18 protein-coding genes are annotated in these 19,176 nt (G+C 63.4%); 7 read left to right on the plus strand and 11 right to left on the minus strand.

The window, feature by feature from the left end; genetic code table 11:
* Window positions 1–326 precede the first annotated feature (326 nt).
* The gene (locus ACG97_RS05970; protein ID WP_047966433.1) at window positions 327–1,688 is read left to right on the plus strand and encodes a hypothetical protein; all 1,362 of its coding nucleotides are present in this window, start codon (window positions 327–329) and stop codon (window positions 1,686–1,688) included.
* Window position 1,689: 1 nt separating this feature from the next.
* Window positions 1,690–4,086 (plus strand): lytic transglycosylase domain-containing protein, encoded by a 2,397-nt coding sequence (locus ACG97_RS05975; RefSeq protein ID WP_047966434.1) that lies wholly within the window; start codon window positions 1,690–1,692, stop codon window positions 4,084–4,086.
* Here the strand turns inward: ACG97_RS05975 and ACG97_RS17540 are convergent, their stop codons facing one another.
* Complete coding sequence (locus ACG97_RS17540) at window positions 4,087–4,251, minus strand: hypothetical protein (RefSeq protein ID WP_156167977.1); 165 nt, start codon at window positions 4,249–4,251, stop codon at window positions 4,087–4,089.
* 82 nt (window positions 4,252–4,333) lie between these two features.
* On the opposite strand from ACG97_RS17540, the gene ACG97_RS16900 reads away from it, so the two are divergent.
* The 5 genes from ACG97_RS16900 (at window position 4,334) to ACG97_RS06000 (ending at window position 7,205) form a co-directional block, all read left to right on the plus strand.
* Window positions 4,334–5,428 (plus strand): hypothetical protein, encoded by a 1,095-nt coding sequence (locus ACG97_RS16900; protein ID WP_053068087.1) that lies wholly within the window; start codon window positions 4,334–4,336, stop codon window positions 5,426–5,428.
* Between the two features lies 1 nt (window position 5,429).
* Window positions 5,430–5,774, plus strand: coding sequence for a hypothetical protein (locus ACG97_RS05985; RefSeq protein WP_047966435.1), 345 nt, complete (start codon window positions 5,430–5,432; stop codon window positions 5,772–5,774).
* Between the two features lie 69 nt (window positions 5,775–5,843).
* Window positions 5,844–6,191 (plus strand): phage holin family protein, encoded by a 348-nt coding sequence (locus ACG97_RS05990; protein WP_047966436.1) that lies wholly within the window; start codon window positions 5,844–5,846, stop codon window positions 6,189–6,191.
* A complete protein-coding gene (locus ACG97_RS05995) occupies window positions 6,178–6,720 on the plus strand; it encodes a glycoside hydrolase family 19 protein (RefSeq protein WP_047966534.1) in 543 nt (180 codons plus the stop codon). The genes ACG97_RS05990 and ACG97_RS05995 overlap by 14 nt, the downstream gene beginning before the upstream one ends.
* 17 nt (window positions 6,721–6,737) lie before the next feature.
* Entirely contained in the window at window positions 6,738–7,205 is a 468-nt protein-coding gene (locus tag ACG97_RS06000; RefSeq protein ID WP_047966437.1) for a hypothetical protein, read from the plus strand.
* Here the strand turns inward: ACG97_RS06000 and ACG97_RS06005 are convergent.
* From ACG97_RS06005 to ACG97_RS06050, 10 genes are all read right to left on the minus strand, one after another.
* Window positions 7,189–8,418 (minus strand): integrase arm-type DNA-binding domain-containing protein, encoded by a 1,230-nt coding sequence (locus tag ACG97_RS06005; RefSeq protein ID WP_047966438.1) that lies wholly within the window; start codon window positions 8,416–8,418, stop codon window positions 7,189–7,191. The two genes, ACG97_RS06000 and ACG97_RS06005, sit on opposite strands and share 17 nt — an antisense overlap.
* A 442-nt stretch (window positions 8,419–8,860) precedes the next feature.
* On the minus strand, window positions 8,861–9,286 hold the full coding sequence (locus tag ACG97_RS06010; RefSeq protein ID WP_047966439.1) for a ParB N-terminal domain-containing protein: 426 nt from the start codon (window positions 9,284–9,286) through the stop codon (window positions 8,861–8,863).
* Window positions 9,287–9,342: 56 nt separating this feature from the next.
* Window positions 9,343–10,122, minus strand: a complete 780-nt coding sequence (locus ACG97_RS06015; protein ID WP_047966440.1) for an ABC transporter ATP-binding protein — start codon at window positions 10,120–10,122, stop codon at window positions 9,343–9,345.
* Window positions 10,116–11,177 carry an iron ABC transporter permease gene (locus tag ACG97_RS06020; RefSeq protein ID WP_047966441.1) on the minus strand — a complete coding sequence of 354 codons (1,062 nt, stop codon included), beginning with the start codon at window positions 11,175–11,177 and terminating at the stop codon, window positions 10,116–10,118. The genes ACG97_RS06015 and ACG97_RS06020 overlap by 7 nt, the downstream gene beginning before the upstream one ends.
* Window positions 11,174–12,367, minus strand: a complete 1,194-nt coding sequence (locus ACG97_RS06025) for an ABC transporter substrate-binding protein (protein ID WP_047966442.1) — start codon at window positions 12,365–12,367, stop codon at window positions 11,174–11,176. The genes ACG97_RS06020 and ACG97_RS06025 overlap by 4 nt, the downstream gene beginning before the upstream one ends.
* 82 nt (window positions 12,368–12,449) lie before the next feature.
* Complete coding sequence (locus ACG97_RS06030) at window positions 12,450–13,676, minus strand: MFS transporter (RefSeq protein ID WP_047966443.1); 1,227 nt, start codon at window positions 13,674–13,676, stop codon at window positions 12,450–12,452.
* A gap of 3 nt (window positions 13,677–13,679) precedes the next feature.
* Window positions 13,680–15,578, minus strand: coding sequence for an IucA/IucC family siderophore biosynthesis protein (locus tag ACG97_RS06035; RefSeq protein WP_082133662.1), 1,899 nt, complete (start codon window positions 15,576–15,578; stop codon window positions 13,680–13,682).
* A 5-nt stretch (window positions 15,579–15,583) separates the two neighbouring features.
* A complete protein-coding gene (locus ACG97_RS06040; RefSeq protein ID WP_202902706.1) occupies window positions 15,584–16,717 on the minus strand; it encodes an NAD/NADP-dependent octopine/nopaline dehydrogenase family protein in 1,134 nt (377 codons plus the stop codon).
* Window positions 16,714–17,754 (minus strand): PLP-dependent cysteine synthase family protein, encoded by a 1,041-nt coding sequence (locus ACG97_RS06045; protein WP_047966444.1) that lies wholly within the window; start codon window positions 17,752–17,754, stop codon window positions 16,714–16,716. The genes ACG97_RS06040 and ACG97_RS06045 overlap by 4 nt, the downstream gene beginning before the upstream one ends.
* Before the next feature lie 4 nt (window positions 17,755–17,758).
* A complete protein-coding gene (locus ACG97_RS06050) occupies window positions 17,759–19,162 on the minus strand; it encodes a Y4yA family PLP-dependent enzyme (protein WP_047966445.1) in 1,404 nt (467 codons plus the stop codon).
* Window positions 19,163–19,176: the final 14 nt, after the last annotated feature.

The raw sequence follows: 19,176 nt of genomic DNA on the forward strand, positions 1-19,176 counted from the left end.
CATCGCCGGGCCGATGGGTAGTGCGCTGGCCGGGTCGCAGTTGGCTCCGCTTGGCAGCATGGCTGCGCAGAAGCTGGCCAGCAAGGCTATGGATTACGCCATGGCAAACCAAACGCCCGGTGTGCCAGGCGGTCGGCCTGCGGCCACGCAAGCTGACGGCCGCCAAGGCGGTATCGCCGGTCTGCTGGATGCTGATAGCTACCAGTCCGCGCCGGCCACGGCCATGGCGGCCAATGCTGGCTACAGCTACACGCCCGGCGCAGTGACTAGAGCGGCGTGGGATCCGGTGCAATGGGGTAACCAGTACGACCCACTGAGGGGGTGATATGAACCTGATGGAATTGAACGACTACTTCCGCCGCGATGCGGGGAAGTCGCCCCTGATGGGCTTGCTGGACGACTCCGGTTACAGCCTGGCACAGCCAGAGGTTGGCCGCACTCTGGAACCCGCGGCACCAAACTTCGATTTCTCGCCGAACGAGAAGCAGAACAAGCAGGCGTTGTTCTCGTCGCTGGCCAACATGGGCGCCGCGATGCTGGCCAACAACCGCGGCAACTTCGGTCAGTCGCTTGGCCACGGCCTCGCCGCGCAGCAGCAGGGCTACCGTGGCGCGCTTGATCGTGCATCGGACGAGAACGTGCAGCAGTTCAGGACCGGCATGCTCAAAGATGACTGGCAGGCCAAGCAGCAGGAGCGCCAGCGCCAGGCGGCACTGCGCCGCGGCCTGTCTGAGCTGCCACAGGGTGCGGACTACTGGAGGAACGCTGCCGAGCTGTACGCCAGCGCCGGCGACATGGAAACCGCCCTCAAGCTGCAAGAATACGGTTCCGGCGGCAAGCCGACTGACGCCCAGAAGAACTTCCAGTTCCTGATCGACAACGGCGTCGACCGGAAGCAGGCGATGCAGGTGTTCACGCCGTTCGCACCGACACCGATGCAGTACTTCCCCGGTAGTGACTACAAACCGGCTGTCGTGTTCAACCCGGGGAATGGGCAGTTCACTGCCACAGAGGCGCCGCCAGCGGCAGAGGCACCTGATCCGCTGGCGCCATGGAGCAACCTGCCACCGCAAAAGGCGGACGCCATGAAGCCGCGGGTGTACGAGCAGGCGAACAAGCAGCTGGAAGAGCTGCGCAACCAAGTTGCCCAAGGCCGCACCACCATGACAGACCTGAACCGCTTTGGCCAACTCAACCAGGAGCAGGCCACTGGCGGACTGCTGGACAAGGGGCTGCCGGACTGGATGACAACCGATGACCAGAAGCAGGAAATGCTGGCCATTCAGTCACGCCTCGCACCACAAGTGCGGCCGGCCGGCTCCGGCTCGACGTCAGATCGCGACCTGCAGCTGTACCTGCAGTCACTGCCCGGCATCGACAAATCCGGGAACGTAAACAAGTCCATCCGTGAGCAGTTCGGCAAAACCCTCAGCGCGGCCGAGAAAAAGCTCGCCGCCGCCGAGCAGTACCTTGCCGAGCGTGGCCACCTGAACGGCTTCGATCAGTTCTACGCAGGGCAAGGCAAGGCACCGGCTGCCGGCGGTCAGCCTACACGACAGGCAGGAGCGTCGATTCCACCATCCGCCGTCGACTACCTGCGTCGCAACATCAAGCTGAACCCTCGCCTGGCACAGCAGTTTGACGCCAAGTACGGCCAAGGCGCGGCCGCATCAATTATGGGGCGCTGACATGAAAAGCTTCAGAGACCCCGGCTATGACCAGCTGGAGCAAAACCTCGCGCCGGACATGGCGGGGTTCTTGCGCACCATTCGTGTTAACGGTGAGCGCAGCAACGCGGATCAAGTCAGCTCCGCCGGCGCGCGATCGGTTTACCAGATCATCCCGGAAACCCGGGCACGCATCATCAAGCAGGCCGGCTTCGACCCGTGGGCATCGCCACAGAATGCCGTGCGCGGTGCCGCCATTGTGGCCAAGGATGCGATGCGCTGGGCAAAGGGCGATCCGGTGCGCGCGGCCGGCTACTACCACGCCGGCGGCAACACCGCCCAGTGGGGGCCAAAGACGGCTGCGTACATGCAGCGCACAGGGGGCAACATGAATCCGTTCGACCAGTTCGACACCAAGCAGACGCCGGTGGCCAACCCGTTCGACCGCTTCGACGGCACAGATCAGAAGCCAGCACGCAAGCCGATGCGGATCATCGACAACGCGAAGCCGGACAAGAACCTGCTGGACGAATACAGCCTGCCGGAACGCGCCATTATTGGCGCCGGCAAGGCCGCAACCGACTTCCTGCACGGTATCGGAATCGGTGACTCGCTGGGGCTGGTGCGCGGCGACGAGAAGGCGGACAAGCAGCTGATGAGCGATCCTGCCGCAATCACCGGCAACATGCTGGGGCAAGCCGGCATCATGTACACCGGCGGCAAGGCGTTGCAGACGCTGGGCACCGGTGCGCAGTTGCTGACCAAGGGGCGCGACCTGACCAAGGTTGGCCAGCTGGTACAAAAAGGTGGCCAGCTGCTGCAGAAAGGCGGCAACGCCGTGATCAACCCCAGCACCTACAAACAGGCAGCGCTGGTCGGCGGTGGCTACGGCTTGGTGTCGCAACCGGGCGGTATTGACCAACGCCTGATCAACGCCGCGGCGGGCGCCGCCGGCGGCACTGCGGGGCTGGCTTTTGGCCGTGGCCTCGGTAACGTTGGCCGCAAAGTGAAAGGCGCCTTCACGCCGTCGCAGCAGGTTGAGACCACCCTCACCACCCAGCTGCAGGCCAAGGGCATCGACTTCAACGCCCTGCCCCGTGCCATCCAGCAGCAGCTGGTGAAGGCCGGCAAGCAGTCGCGAGACCTCGGCAACCTGGATACCGAGCAGCTGGCACGGCTGGCCGACTTCGAAAAGCTGGGCATCAAGCCGACCCGCGGCTGGCTGACCCGTGATGCCAAGGACTGGTGGACGGAGAACAACCTGAACACCGTCGACAGCCAGCTGGCCGCCCGCTACAAGGACGCCAACCAGGCGCTGCTGGAAGGGGTGCGGGATGGCACCAGCCAGGCTACAGACTACGACCTCGGCAACCGGCTGCAGGACACCTTATCCGGCTACGATGCCATGCTGAAAAGCAACGTGGATCAGCTGTACGGTGCCGCGCGCAACGCTGCCGGTCGTGACCTGCCGCTGGACCCGCACCGCTTCGTGAACGATGCCACCATCGAGCTGGACCAGCAGATGCTGGGCAGCAAGCTGCCGGCGGATACGCTTAACTGGTTCCAGAAGGCCACCAGCGGCAAGGAGCCGTTCGACATGGGCACCGCGCTGCAGCGACTGCAGGCGATCAATGGCCGGCTGTCCAGCACCAGCGACATGGCCGAGGCCAAGGCGCTCGGCATCGTGAAGAAGCACCTGACCGATGCCATCGACGGCTACGGCGGCACCGGTACCGGCAACCTGCCGCGCGTCGGCGGTGATCAGCAGCAGGAACTGGCCGCCGCCTTCCGTCAGGCACGCACGGCCGCGGCGGATCGCTTCCGCTTTCAGGAATCGAACCCGCTGGTGGATCAGGTATTGAAGGGGAAATTCACGCCAGAGAAGCTGCCAGACATGCTGGGCAGCATGAAGGTGGATGACCTGAAAGGGCTGGCCGCACTGGAGTATCAGCGCGGCATGCCGCTGCTGTCGACGCTGCGGGACGCGGCCAAGGTGTATGTGCGGGATGCCGCAACTCTGCAGGCGGAAACCGGCGGCAGCTTTACGGTGGCCGGCCTGCGTCGTGCGCTGGATCGCATCGGGCCGGAGAAAGGCAAGATCCTGTTCGGCGCCGATGGGTGGGATCAATATCACCGGATACTCACCGCCGCCGGCAACATCCACAACGCGCCAATCAAGCCGGCAGGGTCCAGCACGGCGCCGAACATGCTACGTCTGCTGTCGCAAACGCCCATCCCTGGCATGCCCTGGATGATCAACGCGACAACGACGGCCGTCAGCAAGGCAAACCAGATGGCCAACGTTGGCCGCGCGCTGAATCCGACGATTCAGCTGCCACCGGTAGCCGGCCAGCTGTCCAGCCGGTTGCCCCTGCTATCGGTGCCCGGCCTGCTGACACTGGAGGAGGCGCAGCGCTGATCAGTCCTCGTCTGCCCTGCTCCACAGCACCCAGCGGCGGATCCGGCTACCGCGCGGCAAGTGTCGCTTGGCCAGCTGGATCAGCCACTGTTCGAAAGACACGATCAGCCACAGGAAGAAGCCAGCGCCAGCAAAGCCGATGGCCTTCTGCATGAAGTTTTCCATTTAACTCCTCTCGGCTGAACGCCGGGACAATGACAAAAGTATAGCCCGCCAATGGCGGGCTTTTGCTTTTTGGGGGAGAGATATGCCAATTCCAGACTCTATCGATGATCTCGATCCGTCTGCAGCGAACAACTCGCCGGGCGGCAGCGAACCGATCGGGCCAAACCTTGACAGTTACCTGCGTGCGCACGCGGCGATCATTCGCCAGGTATCGGATGCCAGCAAGGTGGAAACCCAGATCCACGGCGCCACCAGCAAGGCCACGCCGGTTGATGCCGACGAGCTGCCGATTGCCGACAGTGAGGCATTGTTTGGCCGGAAGAAGCTAACTTTTGCCAGTCTGAAGGCGTGGGTGAAGTCTTTGGTGCAGGCCGGATTGACGATGACAGGGGTACTCAAATTTGCCGCTGGCGGAAGCATCGCATCGGCCGCGACAGTCGATCTGGCCTCAGCAACAGGTAACACAGTGCATATCACCGGCACGACTGGCATCAGCGCCTGGGCCATGACAGCCGGCCAGTTCATGCAGGTGATTTTCGACGGCGCGCTGACGCTGGCACACCACGCCACGAACAACAACTTGCAGGGTGGCACCACCATCACCACGGCTGCTGGTGACCGCGCTTTCCTCTACTACGACGGCACAACCGTCTACGTGTTCCAATACATCCGGGCTGATGGCACGCCTCTGGTAGGCCAGCGGATGACGCTTACGGCTGCAGTTGCGACTACCAGCGGCACGGTGATCGACCTGACCGGCTTCCCGAGCTGGGCAAAGCGCATCACCGTATTGCCCCATAACGTCAGTACCAACGGCAACAACAACTACCTGCTGCAGCTTGGCACACCATCCGGCATCGAGAATACGGGCTACAGCAACAACGTAAATGCAGTAACAGGCAGCAGCATTGTAACTGTGTCTTCTACCAGCGGAATTCTTCTGAGCGGTGCGTCTGGCACGTCAACCTCTGTTAGCGGCGCCATCCGGATGAGGCTTCAGTCAGGGAATGTGTGGGAAATCGAAGGCGACACAATTCGTAATGGCGAGGCGACTAACAACAAGACAGTCGGCAACAAAACGCTGGCCGGCGTGCTGGATCGGATTCGGCTTACCACTACCACGGCTGTTGACACCTTCGACGCCGGCAGCGTCTCTCTTCTGATCGAGGGCTACTGATATGCAGCGCATTGAATTCGACGTAACAACTGGCGAGAAGCGCGTTGTTCAACTGACAGCCGAAGAAATTGCAGAGATCCAGAAAACTGCCGCGGCTATTCCTGCCAACATTCCATCCGAGGTGACACGCTACCAGGCATTGGCTGCGCTCCACCTCGCCGGATTGCTGGGGAATGTGGAAGCAATGATGGCCGACGCCGCGACCGACAAGCTCACAGTTATTGCGTGGCAGAATGCGCAGGCATTCAAGCGCAACAGCCCGATGGTGCTGGATATGGCGCAACAACTTAACCTGACTGATCAACAGCTGGACGACTTATTTATCAGCGCCTCGCAAATCGAATGACCCGCCCAGTGCGGGTCAAATTGTTTCTGGCCCGCCACTCGGCGGGCTTTTTCATTCCAAGGGGGAGTGATGCAGGAAATCCAGGAAGCAGCACACGCCGCGGCGAAGAGCCCGGCATCGTATGGCCTTTTGACCTACTTGTGGGTGTTCGCGCTGGCGCTGCTCGGCGGTGTGGCCGGCGCCATCCGGCGCGCCAGGGCTGACGGCAAGATCAGCATGGCCGAGATCATCGGCGAGCTGGCCATCAGCGCCTTCGCCGGCATCGTCACCTTCTACCTGTGCGAGTGGGCCGGCCTGTCCCAGCTACTGAGTGCGGCGATGGTCGGTATTTCTGGCCACATGGGCAGCCGTGCCATCTTCACGTTCGAAAAAGTGTGGTCCGCCAAACTGGGAGCGACTGCCGATGCTGACCGTTGAGAAGCTAATAGCCATCATGCCCGAAGCCCGGCCGCGCGCCGGGCTTTTTGTTGCCCCACTCAATGCCTCAATGGCGGAGTTCAAGATCATCACCCCGCTTCGTGCCGCGGCGTTCCTTGCCCAGGTCGGGCACGAGTCTGACCGGCTGCGTTACACGCGCGAACTGGGTGGCAGCGATTATCTGGACAAGTACGACACCGGCCGACTGGCGGCACGTCTCGGCAACACGCCACAGAACGATGATGACGGGCAGCGCTACTGCGGCCGTGGCCTGATTCAGATCACCGGGCGGCGCAACTACGAGCTGTGCGGCTTCGGGTTGGGTATTGACCTGATCGCGCAACCTGAGCTGCTGGAACAGCCGGAGTTGGCATGTCGTTCTGCCGCGTGGTTCTGGCACAACGAGAATCTGAACGCTCTGGCAGACAAGCGCGCATTCGACACCATCACCCGTCGCATCAACGGTGGCCAGAATGGCCGAGAAGATCGAATCGCCCTGTACCAGCGGGCGCTGAAGGTGCTGGCGTAGGCCGCAGAAAGGAAACCATGCTCCAGATCATCTACCGCTGGCTGGCACTTCTGGCCCTGGCAGGCGCCCTGCTCGCCTTCGGCTGGGTCAAAGGCGCCAGCCACGTGCAGGACAAGCTGGATGCGGCCAACCTTTCGGCGACCGCAAGAACCGCCATCGTCCGCCAGCGGCAGGCCGAGGCAACCGTCCAGGTACTGACCAAATACGTCGACCGCGTGCGAACCGTACACGCTGCCGGCGAGACCATCATCAAAGAGGTACCCGTCTATGTCCCGTCTGATAGCCCTGCTCTGCCTGGTGGCTTCCGCGTGCTCCACGACGCCGCCGCCCTCGGCGAGCTTCCCGACCCCGCCCGAGTTGCTGATGCGCCCGCCGTCCCCGCTCAAGATGCTGCCGCCACTGTCGCGGCCAACTATCTTACCTGCAGGGAAAACGCCGAGCAGCTGACGGCATTGCAAGCATGGGTGGTCAGTCAGCAGCAGTAGCCTTGCTTGCGGCCAGGGATTCAGCAGGAATGCTGTCGATGTAGTCGGCCCAGGCCTGCATCATGGCGCGGCGTTCAGGCATGTACTCGGCATGGTTGTACGCCGCTTTTACCTTGTTTCTCTCGGCATGCGCCAGCTGCCGCTCAATCACATCAGGCCGATACCCACGTTCATGCAGGATGGTCGAGGCGGTGGCCCTGAAATCGTGACCGGTAACCTCCCCCGAGCCATACCCCATATGCTCCAGCGCCCGGTTGATCGTTGTCGCACTGATCGACGCTTCCGGCCGCCTCACATTCGGGAATAGCAGCTCACCGGCGCCGGTAATACGGTGCAGCTCTTTCAGCAGCGCCAGCGCCTGGGCAGGCAGCGGTACCACATGCATGCGCTTCATCTTCATGCGGCCGGCGGGGATGCGCCATTCCGCTGCTTCAATGTTGAACTCTGACCATGCTGCAAGCCGCAGCTCCGCTGTCCTGGTGAACAGGTACATCAGCAGCCAGATCGCGATGACGGTGGTGCGGTTGCCGTTGTAGGCCAGCAGCTTCGCCTTCAAGTCGGCAATGTCCTCGGGTGACAACGGCCGGCTGTGGTTGATCTCTGGCCGATGCAGCGCGCCCTTCAGCGCGGCGGCAGGGTCGTAGTCAGCACGCAATGTGGAAGCTGCATAGCGGAAGATGGCCGAACACCACTGCCTGACCTGCATGGCCAAGACGATGGCGCCCCGCTCCTCCATCCTCTGCATGACAGTGAGGATGTCCTGGGCACTGACATCACGAATGGGCAGACTGCCGAACGACGGGAAGACGTTCTTCTCCAGGGCGTAGGATGCCTGCTTGTAGGTGTACGGTTTCCACTGCGGCTGTTTCTTCTCCAGCCACTCACGGCCGATGGCCTCGAGCGTGTTTGCGTTCTGCTTGATCTGGCTGGCCTTGGCCGCCTGACGGACATGAGCAGGATGCCGGCCGGACTTCACCAGCTCGCGAGCGGTATCGCGCTCTGCCCGGGCATCCGACAGGGACAGCGCAGGGTACTCGCCGATGGCGAACACGTTTTCCTTCAACTTGCCGGATTCATCCGGCAGCCGATACCGGTAGCGCCACAGCTTTGAGCCGGTAGGCTTTACCTCAAGATATAGGCCGTTGCTGTCTGTCAGCTTGATCGGCTTATCGCTGGGTTTGGTCTGTCTGATTTTGACGTCGGTGAGTGCCATGAAAAAGCGGGTATCGGGATTTGGTACCCGCAAAAATACCCGCTTTTTTCTGATCTGTCATGATACTGGGTGATAGGAGGTGACACAGGAAGCCCAACAAAATCAGGCCTTGTGGCGGGGGTGTGATACGCGGTGATATGGTGTGATACGGCAATGATCTTAATCGATCATCAGTAGCATAGCGGGTCTACAAGCCTTATTCCTGGCGGCTTACGGTGCCGCATCTATGGGTTTTAATCCTATCTTTTATCCTGTTTTGCCGTGGACTTTATGGGAAGTCAGCGCAACAGACTGACAGGATAACATGATGGAATTCAGGCTGCCTCCTGGTGCCAGCATCTCTGGCTAGCGTGAGGTGTGCGACCAATCTCGATTGGACGAGTGAGTCCCTCCTTGATTGATCGTGACGATCCTTTGATTGACCACTACAAGGTGATGTCGCTCAAGGCTTTTGGGCCGTGCCTCTCAGCATGCCCAGTTGAATCTCGGTCTCGGGTAGCGCTGGCGCAAAAAGATGCCGGGTCGTTTTGTATGGAAAGCACTTTTTGTGCAACAAGATCTGGCGCTGGATGCTGTCGACGCAAAATGGCTCTCCGCTGCGCCAGTGGGTGACGACCACTCTGGGATCCCGATAGCCCAGCAGTACGCACGGCAGATAATGCAGCCCCAGCAAAACCGCCGCGCGCGCGCGGTGGTTGCCGTCCATGATGATGCCGGTTTCCCTATCGACGGGAATGGGCGTCGTCCACATGCCCGCCTGGGCGATGGCGGCCGCCAGCCGGTGCACGGCCTCCTCATCGACCTCTTCGGAAGGAAGGAAGAAGTCCACCGGCTTGAGAGCCACACAGTAGGACGGGTAATCACGCATTTGTCTGCTCCCTGGAGATGGTTTCAATGGCTGGCACAAGCACCTCGACCTCCCGCTCAGCGTTGCAGCATGGCCGTCTCCTGGACCACGCCATCGACGATGACGTGACCGGCGCCCTGCGAGCAGCGTTCGATGCGGGCGTCGATCTTGTACACCGCACGCAGCATGTCGACCGTGATCACCTCTTCGCACAGGCCGCTGCCCTGCCCGCTACCGCCGGCGATCACCAGCGCCTGGTCGGCGAAACGCAGGGCCTGGTTGAGATCGTGGATCGCGATGAACACGATCATCCCCTGCTCGCGCGCCAGTTGGCGCATGAATCCGAGCACCTGCATCTGCCGGTGCAGATCAAGCGCGCTGGTCGGTTCGTCCATCAGCAGCACTTCCGGATCGCGCGCCAGCGTCTGCGCGATCGATACCAGTTGGCGCTGCCCGCCGCTCAGCTCCCCGAGGTTGCGAAACGCCAGCGCATCGATGCCGAGCGCGGCCAGGATGTCGTCGATGCGCGCCAGATCCGTGTCGTGCACCGCCCAGGACGGCGTCTGCTGCTTGCGCGCCAGCAGCACCGACTCGTACACCGTCAGCCGCGCGTTGGCACTGATGTCCTGCGGCATGTAGCAGATGCCGTCCCGGCCCTTGCTAGACCCTTCCAGCAGCACGCGTCCGGGGCCGTCGATCAGCCCGGCGATGCGCTTGAACAGGGTGGATTTGCCGGCCGCGTTGGGGCCGATGACCGCCACCACCTCACCGCCCAGGAAGACCGGGGTGGTGATGCCGGAGATGACTTCGTGGCGGCCATAGCTGGCGCCGAGATTTTCCAAACGTAGTGTCACCATGCGTTCTTTTTGCTGCCGAGTATGAGTGAAATGAAGAACGGCATGCCGATGAGCGAGGTGACCACCCCGATGGGGAAGATCGCCCCCGGGATCAGCGTCTTGCTCACCACGGAGCTCGCGGACAGCATCAGCGCGCCGGCCAGCATCGACGCCGGCAGGAAGAAGCGCTGGTCCTCGCCGATCAGCATGCGTGCAATGTGCGGGCCGACCAGGCCGACGAAGCCGATGGAGCCGACGAAGGCCACCGGAAACGCGGCCAGCAGGCTGACCAGGATCAGGGTCTGGAAACGCAGCCGGCGCACGTTCACGCCGAAGCTGGCAGCCTTGTCGTCGCCCAGGCGCAGCGCGGTGAGCGCCCACGCGCGCCTGGCGAAGACCGGCAGCGTGACCAGAATCACCAGGCACACCACGCCGAGCTTGGGCCAGGTGGCCTTGGTCAGGCTGCCCATGGTCCAGAACACCACGGCGGCCACCGCCTGCTCGCTGGCGAAGTATTGCGCCAGCGCCAGCAGCGCGTTGAAGGTGAACACCAGCGCGATGCCGAGCAGCACGATGGTCTCGGCGCTCACGCCGCGGCGCAGGCTCAGCACATGGATCAGCATCGCCGACAGCATCGCCATCAGGAAGGCGTTGAGCGGCACCATGTACTCGGCCGCAGCCGGAAACAGCTTGAGCCCGAATGCCAGCCCCAGGGCCGCGCCGAAGCTGGCGGCGGCGGAAATGCCGAGCGTGAACGGGCTGGCCAGCGGGTTGTTGAGGATGGTCTGCATCTGCGCGCCGGCCAGCGACAGCGCGGCGCCCACCGCCAGCGCCATCAGCGCCACCGGCAGACGGATCTCCCACAGCACCACCCGGGTCTGCAAGGCGGCGCTGTCCGGACGGAACAGCGCGTGCATCACGTCGCCCAGGCTGTAGCTGGCCGGGCCAAGCGCCAGATCGAGCAGCAGGCTCAACAGCAGCAGGATGGCGAAGCCCCCCAGCATCAGGCGCTTCTTCTGCACCAGCCCGCGGTACGTCGCACTCCGGTTGGGGGTGCTCATGTCGGCGGCGCTCATGATTGCCCCTCCTTATCGTGCAGGCTCACGAAATAGCCCGGCTGGTACGGAATCGGCAGGAAGCGCTCGTGCAGCTCGCGGAAGGTGGCATCCGGGTCGAGATCGGCGAACAGCTCGGGGTGGAACCACTTGGCCAGCTGCTGGATCGCCACGAACTGGTACGGGCTGTTATAGAACTGGTGCCAGATGGCGTGGAATGCGTGGTTCCGCTTGGCCGTGATGCCGGCGTAGGCTGGGCGGCTCAGGTAGGCGGCCAACTTGTGTGCTGCTTGCGTCAAGTTGGCCCCCGGTCCCACGCCCACCCAGCTGCCATTCGGCACGAACGCCTCCCAGTTGGCACTGGTCACCACCACCTGCTCAGGATCGGCGGCGATCACCTGCTCCGGGTTCAGCTGACCGAACGTGCCACGGATCGCCTGCTTGGCGACGTTGTCGCCGCCCGCGATCTCCACGAAGCGTCCGAAGTTCTCGTTGCCGAAGCTCAGACAGCAGTCCTCGGTGTAGCCGCCGATGCGCTCGATGAACACCCTGGGGCGCGCAGGCTGGCGGGCCTCGATCACGTCGGTGACGCGCTTGACCTGCTCGTTGTGGAACGCGATGAATGCTTCGGCGCGCTGTTCCTTGCCGAACAGCTTGCCGAACAGACGCATGGTCGGCTCGGTGTTTTCCATCGGGGCGTGGCGGAAATCCACGTACACCACCGGAATGCCGAGCGCGGCCAACTTTTCAATATAGCGCGCGTCTTCGGTGGCGCGCTGGGCCTCGATGTTCATCACGATCACGTCGGGCTTGAGCGAGATCGCCTGCTCGATATCGAAGGTGCCGTCCTCGAAGCCGCCGAAAGTGGGAAGGTCGGCGATCCCGGGAAACTTGCGCAGGTAGGCGCGATAGGTGTCCGGATCGGACTGGATCAGATCCTTGCGCCAGCCGGCGATACGCTTGAGCGGGTTGTCGGTATCGAGCGCGGCCACCAGGTACAGCTGGCGCCCCTCACCCAGGATCACGCGCTGCACCGGCAGGCGTACCTGCACCTTGCGCCCGGCCAGGTCGGTGACCGTGGTGCGCCCCTCGGCAAGCACCGCGGACGCATCCGTCTTGGCCGGTCCCGTCATGAAGAACAGCCCCCCCAGCGCCGCCATCAGGCCGAGCGCCACGAGTACCACCAGCGCCCGTCGGCGTTGAAATAGCATGGTCAATATCCTCAAAAAAATAACTGCTTCATATTGGATTCGTCTCTCGGCATCCCGGGGCCGCCGGAAAACGAAGCGGCGACTACGCGCCCTGCTGCTGAGGCGCGGGCATACGCTCCTTCCGCACCAGCAGCACCGCCGCCACGGCCAGCAGATAGCACGCCGCCACATAGAAGTAGGTGTATTGCAGCCCGAAGCTCTGTGTCAGCCAGCCACCCAGTGCGATGCCGGTGATGGACGAGAACTGTGCGGTGCTCTGCGCCACCCCGAGCACGTAGCCCTGCCCCAGGCTGCCGGCCGACCTGGAGATCAGCGCCATCAGCACCGGCGTGGTCGCGCCAAGCAGCACGCCCCAGGCAAAGTGGATGGCAAAGAAGGCTCCGATGTCGCGCGTGATGCCGGCGGCAGCCGCCAACACCGCGCAGGCCATCGCCACATGGCCGATGCGGCGCAGCGCCAACGGCAAGCTGGCGTGCTCGAAGTAGCGCGCCCACAGCGAGGCGGACACGACGAAACCGAGCGCCAGCAGCCCATAGCACAAGCCCACCAGCCAGTTGCTCACCCCGAACACCGAACTCACGTACAGCGAGAACGGCGTCTGGGTGACCATGCGACTGACCAGCAGGATGCCGGTCACCGCCAGCAGCCCGGCGATCGGCGCGCGACGCCACGCGGAGGAAAGGTCGGCCGGCACCGTGGTGGTAGCAGGTACGGCCCTGGCGGCCGGCGCCACGCTAGGCAGCAACAGCGCCACGGCGGCGGCGCAGGCGGCGCACAGCACGGCGGCGCCGATGTTGATCCAGCGGAAGTTGGCATGGTCCAGGATCAGGCCGCCCATCACCGCACCGGCCAGCGATCCGACGTTGGTGGACACCTGCAGATAGGCGAACAGGCGTGCCCGGCGTGCCGGCGACTCGATACTGACGCCATAGGCCTGCGCTGGCGCGATGAAGCCGGCGCAGGCCCCCTGCACGAAGCGCAAGGCCAGTATGGTCCACACATCCTGCGCGTAGGCCAGCGCCAACTGGGTCAGCGCGAGGCCGAGCAAGGCGCGGATCATCATCAGCTTGTGGCCGAAACGGTCACCGACCCGGCCCCAGAACGCACTGGTAAGCACGATGCCGAGCATCGGTCCGACATAGACGGCGACCCCCGCAAAGCCGAACTCCCAAGCGGAGGGGCTGAGCGCTTTCAGATGCAGCGGCCAGAACGGGCCGCTCATCTCCATGGCCCCCATCGACACCAGTTGAATCACGAACAGCAGGTGGACCAGGCGCGACGCCGGCCTCGATGCGACGACATTCGACATGACTCAAGCCATCCGCAGCGGATTGGGCAGCTCGTGCTGCAGCCGGTAGTCGGCGTACTTGAGCAAGTGCATGCGCAGCACCGAACGGGTGGACCACGGCTGCGCCAGGAAGGCCGTACGCTCGCGCAGCCACAGTTCCGGTTCGACACGCGCCTGGATGGCGTCGAACGCGGCTTCTGTTTCTTCACGCAGGATTTCCCACAAGCGCGTCGGGGCCAGCGAGTATTGACGCGTCAGCAGCAAGGCCACTTCGTGCAGATGGCAGACGAAGCATGCATCCACCACGAACGTGCGTACCGGCTCGATATCGTCGCTGAACACGGTCGGCAAAATTCCCGGATGCACGTAAGGCTTCAGTTCATAACCGCGCGCATTCAGCAGCGGCGCGTAAGTACGGCCATCGCCGAAGTCGCGAATGAGCAAGCTCCTGGGCATACCGTCCGCATCGAACAGCACCGAGGTATTCTGCTGATGCGCCTCGAGCGCAATGCCGTACAGCAGGTAGATGCTCAGCACCGGCCGGGTAACCACGCGCGCATAGAGGCGGAAATAGGCTTCCACCGCCAAGGCAGGGTCATCCGCCGCCCCGGCGCGCTCGATCAGCTCGGTAATGAGCGGGCGGCCGCTAGCCGGCCCGTCGGTCAGCAAGGCCGCCACGGTGATCGGCAGCAGGCCGTCATTACGGTCGAACGCTTCCTTGCTGGCGCGATACGCGACAGACAGGTGGCGGCCGGAGCGATCTTCCTGTTTCACCGCGTGCTTGTAATGGAGCGCCACCTCTTCCGGGAAGATCTCAAGGGTGTGGCCGAAGCCGTTTTCGGCTGCCAGAATGCGCTGGATCACGGCGCTGATGCGCGGCCCCATGTGGATCGACTTGGCCTGCAGGCTGCGCTGTTCGCTGGTCAGCCACAGCGCCATCGGCAACTTGATGAACGGTACCGTGCCCTGCAGCTGCGGCATCATGGTGCGGAACGACATGGTCGGACGCGTTTCGACATCGGGGCCCTCCAGAATCAGGATGCCCTCCTCGATCTCGGTGGCGTACTCCTTGCCTACGAAATGGTCGAGGTGCCAGGAGTGGATCGGCAACGGCAGCCAGTCGGCTTCGTTCAGTCGCCTGGCGTTCAGACCCGCTTTCCAGTCGGCCCACAATGTCGGGAACTGTTCGGCAAACCAGTCGTGGTAGCCAGACACGTGCGGCATTCGCTCAACATAAGCGTGATCCGCATGCAGCGCGGCGATGCGCACGGAAACCGTGGCGTTGAACTCGGGCGACAGCGCCGCCACTTGCTCCGGGTTCAGGTCCGGCTTGGATTTCCAGGTCGGATAGAACGGGTGCCCCTCAAGCGAGCCCCATTGATCGAGTAACACCGCCGCTTCGCCGGTAGCGGCATGCCGGCGCAGATAGTCGGCAAACCCCTTGGCACCGGTCGCGGCAATGCGCTCGGCCAGTTCGGCGTTCCACGCTTCACGGTAGATGCGCGCCAGTGCGTCATTCGCAACGCTGTTGGCCATGTCGGCTTTCAGCCCGGCCACGCCGTCGTCGCTGGGTGCGAAGTCGAAGCTGTCTCGCAGAATGTCGATCAGTTGCGCCGCCGTCTCGATCGCCGTGTGCGCACCCTTGTGTTCGATCAGGGTAATGGCGCCGTGGTTGATGAAGGTGTTGGCCGGCGCCGCGTGCAGGTCATCGAAATAGACCAGCGCCATCCGCTGCCACAGCGGCAGCCAGGCGCCCTGCCCGTGCGGGGCGAACACCAGCATGTCCTTGTCGATGATCTTCTCGGCGAACAGGCAGCGCACCACGCGGCGCAGTGCATTGCGCTCGGCGTTGCATAGCGCGGCGGCTTCGCGTTCGGCGTGGAAGGCATTATCGGATTGCAGTCGTTTCAGATTGGTTTTCATTGGTATCAGGCCGGCCAGGTTTGCGGAAAATAATCGAGGGCGGAACTGCGCAGGCCTCCCATGTAGGCCACGTTCCAGTTGAAGATTTCTTCGATGTACGGCAGCTTGAGTTCCAGACGCCGGCCCATCTCGACCAGCACCGCCAGACCGAACGCGACGTCCTCGTGGAAGGCGCGGTTCTTCTTGTCGATCACGTAGCCGTCCGCGGTTTTCACCATCGGTGCCAGAATCGAGTCGTAAGCCTGATTGCTGCGCAGCACCGACAGCATGGTGCGGGGATCGCGGATCTGCTCCTGATAGGCTTCGACGATTTCCTGCCTGAGCGGCTGCACCGACGACATGTCCACGCCCAGGCGCTGCTCGACCGCCTTGCACAACAGCTGGCTCTCCTCATCGCAGCGTTCAAGGAAATACGCGCCCAGTTCGGGGCAGTCGGTCCACCAGCACAGCGGTTCGGCGAACGGCTTGTCGTGCCACTGCGCATACGGCCCGATCAGACCGTAGACCACCGACGGATGCATGATCGGATTGCCGGGGGTCAGCGTGATTTCCAGGTAGTGCGCGAGCAGTTCCACCGGCGCCGCGTACAGGCGCTGCAGGTGCGCCAGCAGCGCCTGACGCGCAGGCCCGCTTTCACGCTGGTGCGTACCGACGTACAGCGTGCTCTTCGCCCCGCCCATCCGGACCGAAACACCGGGCTGCAGCGCATAGGCGGTATGCGGCACGTCCTTCATGCCCCAGATCACCGCGTTGGGCCGCGCCGCCAGTGCCTTCTCGGCCAGCCAGTCGAAACCGCAGAAACCCGGAATCGCCCCGACGTACACCGGCTTGTGCGTGGGCAGGCTGCCGGCAATCGCGTGCAACAGCGCCGGCCGGGCCTGTGCCGGCACGGTGATGATCACCACGTCGGCATCGGCCAGAGTCGCGTCCGGGTCGCCCGACACGACATCCAGGCGCGCCGACAGCGTTCCGCCTTCTGGCAGCAGCGCGCTGATGCCGGCGTGAGCGTGGCGCTCGATCACTTCCCGGTTGTTCGTGAGCAGCGACACCCGGATGCCGGGCCGTTGCTTGAACAGCACCGCGCTCAGATGACCGGTTCGGCCGCCACCGCAAATGACGACGTTGAGCGGGACCATCATGCGGCGCTCCGTTGCAGCAGGGTCGGCTGCGCATCCTCGATTTCGTCCGGGCTCAACCAGTCGTCCAGTTGCGCCCAGATTTGCGGGTCGAGCAGATTGCGCTCCTGCAACCAGCTCTCGTTGTACACGGTGTGCAGGTATTTCTCGCCACCGTCCGCTACCGCCGCCACCACGTTGCCGCCGATCAAGCCGCTGTGGATGAATTCCAGTGCCTTGTAGATCACGCCGCCGGTGGAGCCGCCGACCAGCAGCCCGGTACGCTGGGCGATGTAGCGCGCGGTTTCGAACGCTTGCGTGTCGGACACTTGCACGCCGAGGTCGATGCAGCTGTAGTCGAGCACCAAGCCGACGGTGTCGCCGGCCGGCGTGCCGGTGCCGGATTGGTAATAAGGATGGCCAGGCTGGCCGAACACGATGGAGCCGGCCGGCTCGACCGCGATGGTCTTGGTGTGCGGGTTGTGCACTTTCAGGCCGCGCGCGATGCCGGTCATCGAACCACCGGTACCGACGCAGCCGACATAGGCATCCACGCCACCCACCTCTTCGATCACCTCGCGCACGAAGTCGGAATAGCCGCCAGCGTTGGCCGCATTGTCCGACTGGTTCATGAACACCGCGCCTGGGATCTGGCTGGCAAGCTCGGCCGCCAGACGCTGGCGCTCCACCACCGCCACCTCGTCCTCGCGGAAGTTGCCTTCGACGTAGCGGATCTCGGCGCCAAGCGCACGCATCACCGCGATCTTGTCCTGCGCGGCGTGGTGATCCACCACCGCAATAAAGCGCAGACCGAACTCGATGGCGGCGATCGCCAGCCCGCAACCGGTGTTGCCGGAGGAGGACTCCACCACCACGCCCCCCGGTTTGAGGCGGCCCGCCTTGAGCGCCGCAATCACCATATTGCGCGCCATGCGGTCCTTGATGCTGCCACCGGGGTTGTTCTTCTCGATCTTGAGCAGCAGCTTGGAATGTTTGGCAGGAATGGAAATGCTCAGAACCGGGGTATTGCCGATCAGATCGGTCACTTTATTCAGAATCATCTCGTTACTCCATTCGATCGTCAGGGGAAACCACCGGCGCACCGGCCGCGTCGTAGGTCACGGTGACGCGGCGCGGCATCGGGTGGCGGTGAAATTCGTTTTCCAGCAGGTCCATCTGGTAGCCGGCGGTGTTGGCGTACACCAGCAGGTCGCCGGCCTGCGGCATCGTGTTGAAAGCGATCAGGCGGTTAGTGATCACGTCGTCGTCCAGGCAGCTGTGGCCCGCGATGTAGGCTCGCACCGGCTGCCCCCCGCTGGCACGGGAAACCAGGATCGGATCGACCAAGTACTCGGACGCGAACCAGGTTTCGCAGGCACTGAAGCTGCTGCCTTCGACGAAGACCACCGGATTGCCGCTCGCCAATTGCTTGACCCGGGTGACCCTGAACACCGACACGGCACTCTGGTCAGCCAGGCTGCGCCCCGGTTCGAGCGCCAGTGTCAGCTGCTGGGTGTTGAGGTATCCGGCAATTGACAAACCATCCACGCAAGGCGCCGCCAGTAGCCTGTCCAGCCACTCGCAGGCGCCCAGGCGCCCGCCGTATGGATAGAACGACTCGGGCACCTTGCCGGTGCGGTAGTCGTCGCCGCTCTGCGCACGCAGGAATGCCTCGTAGGCATCGGCATCGACATAGCGGATCGGCAGGCCGCCACCAATGTCGATGATTTTCGGATCAAGCCCCAGTCCGCGCGCCGCCTCGACGTAGCGGGTCAGTTCTCGCAGCGCCTGCACACGTGGCTCAAAGCCATAACCGCCCAGGTGAAAATGGAAGCCCTCGAAGGAGAACCGCTGCTTCTGCTCTGAAAGGTGCCGCAGACACTGCAACAGCTCATCCCCTCCCATGCCGAAGCGGCTTGCCGACGAGGCGGCTGGCCGGTAGCGCAGCAGCACTCGCGCCACGCTCCCCGGGGCGGCCCTGTGCAGGCACGCCGCCAGCTCCGCCAATTCCTCGGCCGAATCCACCGAGATCAACGCCACATTGGCGATGAGTTCGGCGTGGAATTCGCGGGTCTTGGCAGGGCCGGTAGCGCACAGTCTGGCGGGGGCCACGCCGGCACGCAGGGCGTCCCGCATCTCGTAAACACTGGACACATCCACGCCGATACCGGCCTCTACCGCGGCGCGCACCAACGCCTGCGACTTATTGACCTTGGCCCCGTAAAACACGTCGAAGCGCACCTGATGCTTACGCAATACCGCGCGCAACGCCTCGACGTTCTGTTTCAGGATGTGCGGCCAAACGATATTGAGTGGCGAACCATAGCGTTCGACCAGGTCCAACAGCGACTGCGGCGAGGAATAAACGATATCCGCAACGGCCGGATCCAGGATGGGCCGGAGCACACCGGGCGTCCAAGCCTTCAGGCTCCCGGTTTCGGCCTCAAGCAGCTGAGTATGGCTTTGCATAGTCGACCTCCCCC

The organism is Vogesella sp. EB (assembly GCF_001037925.1).
GTDB classification, from domain to species: Bacteria; Pseudomonadota; Gammaproteobacteria; order Burkholderiales; family Chromobacteriaceae; genus Vogesella; species Vogesella indigofera.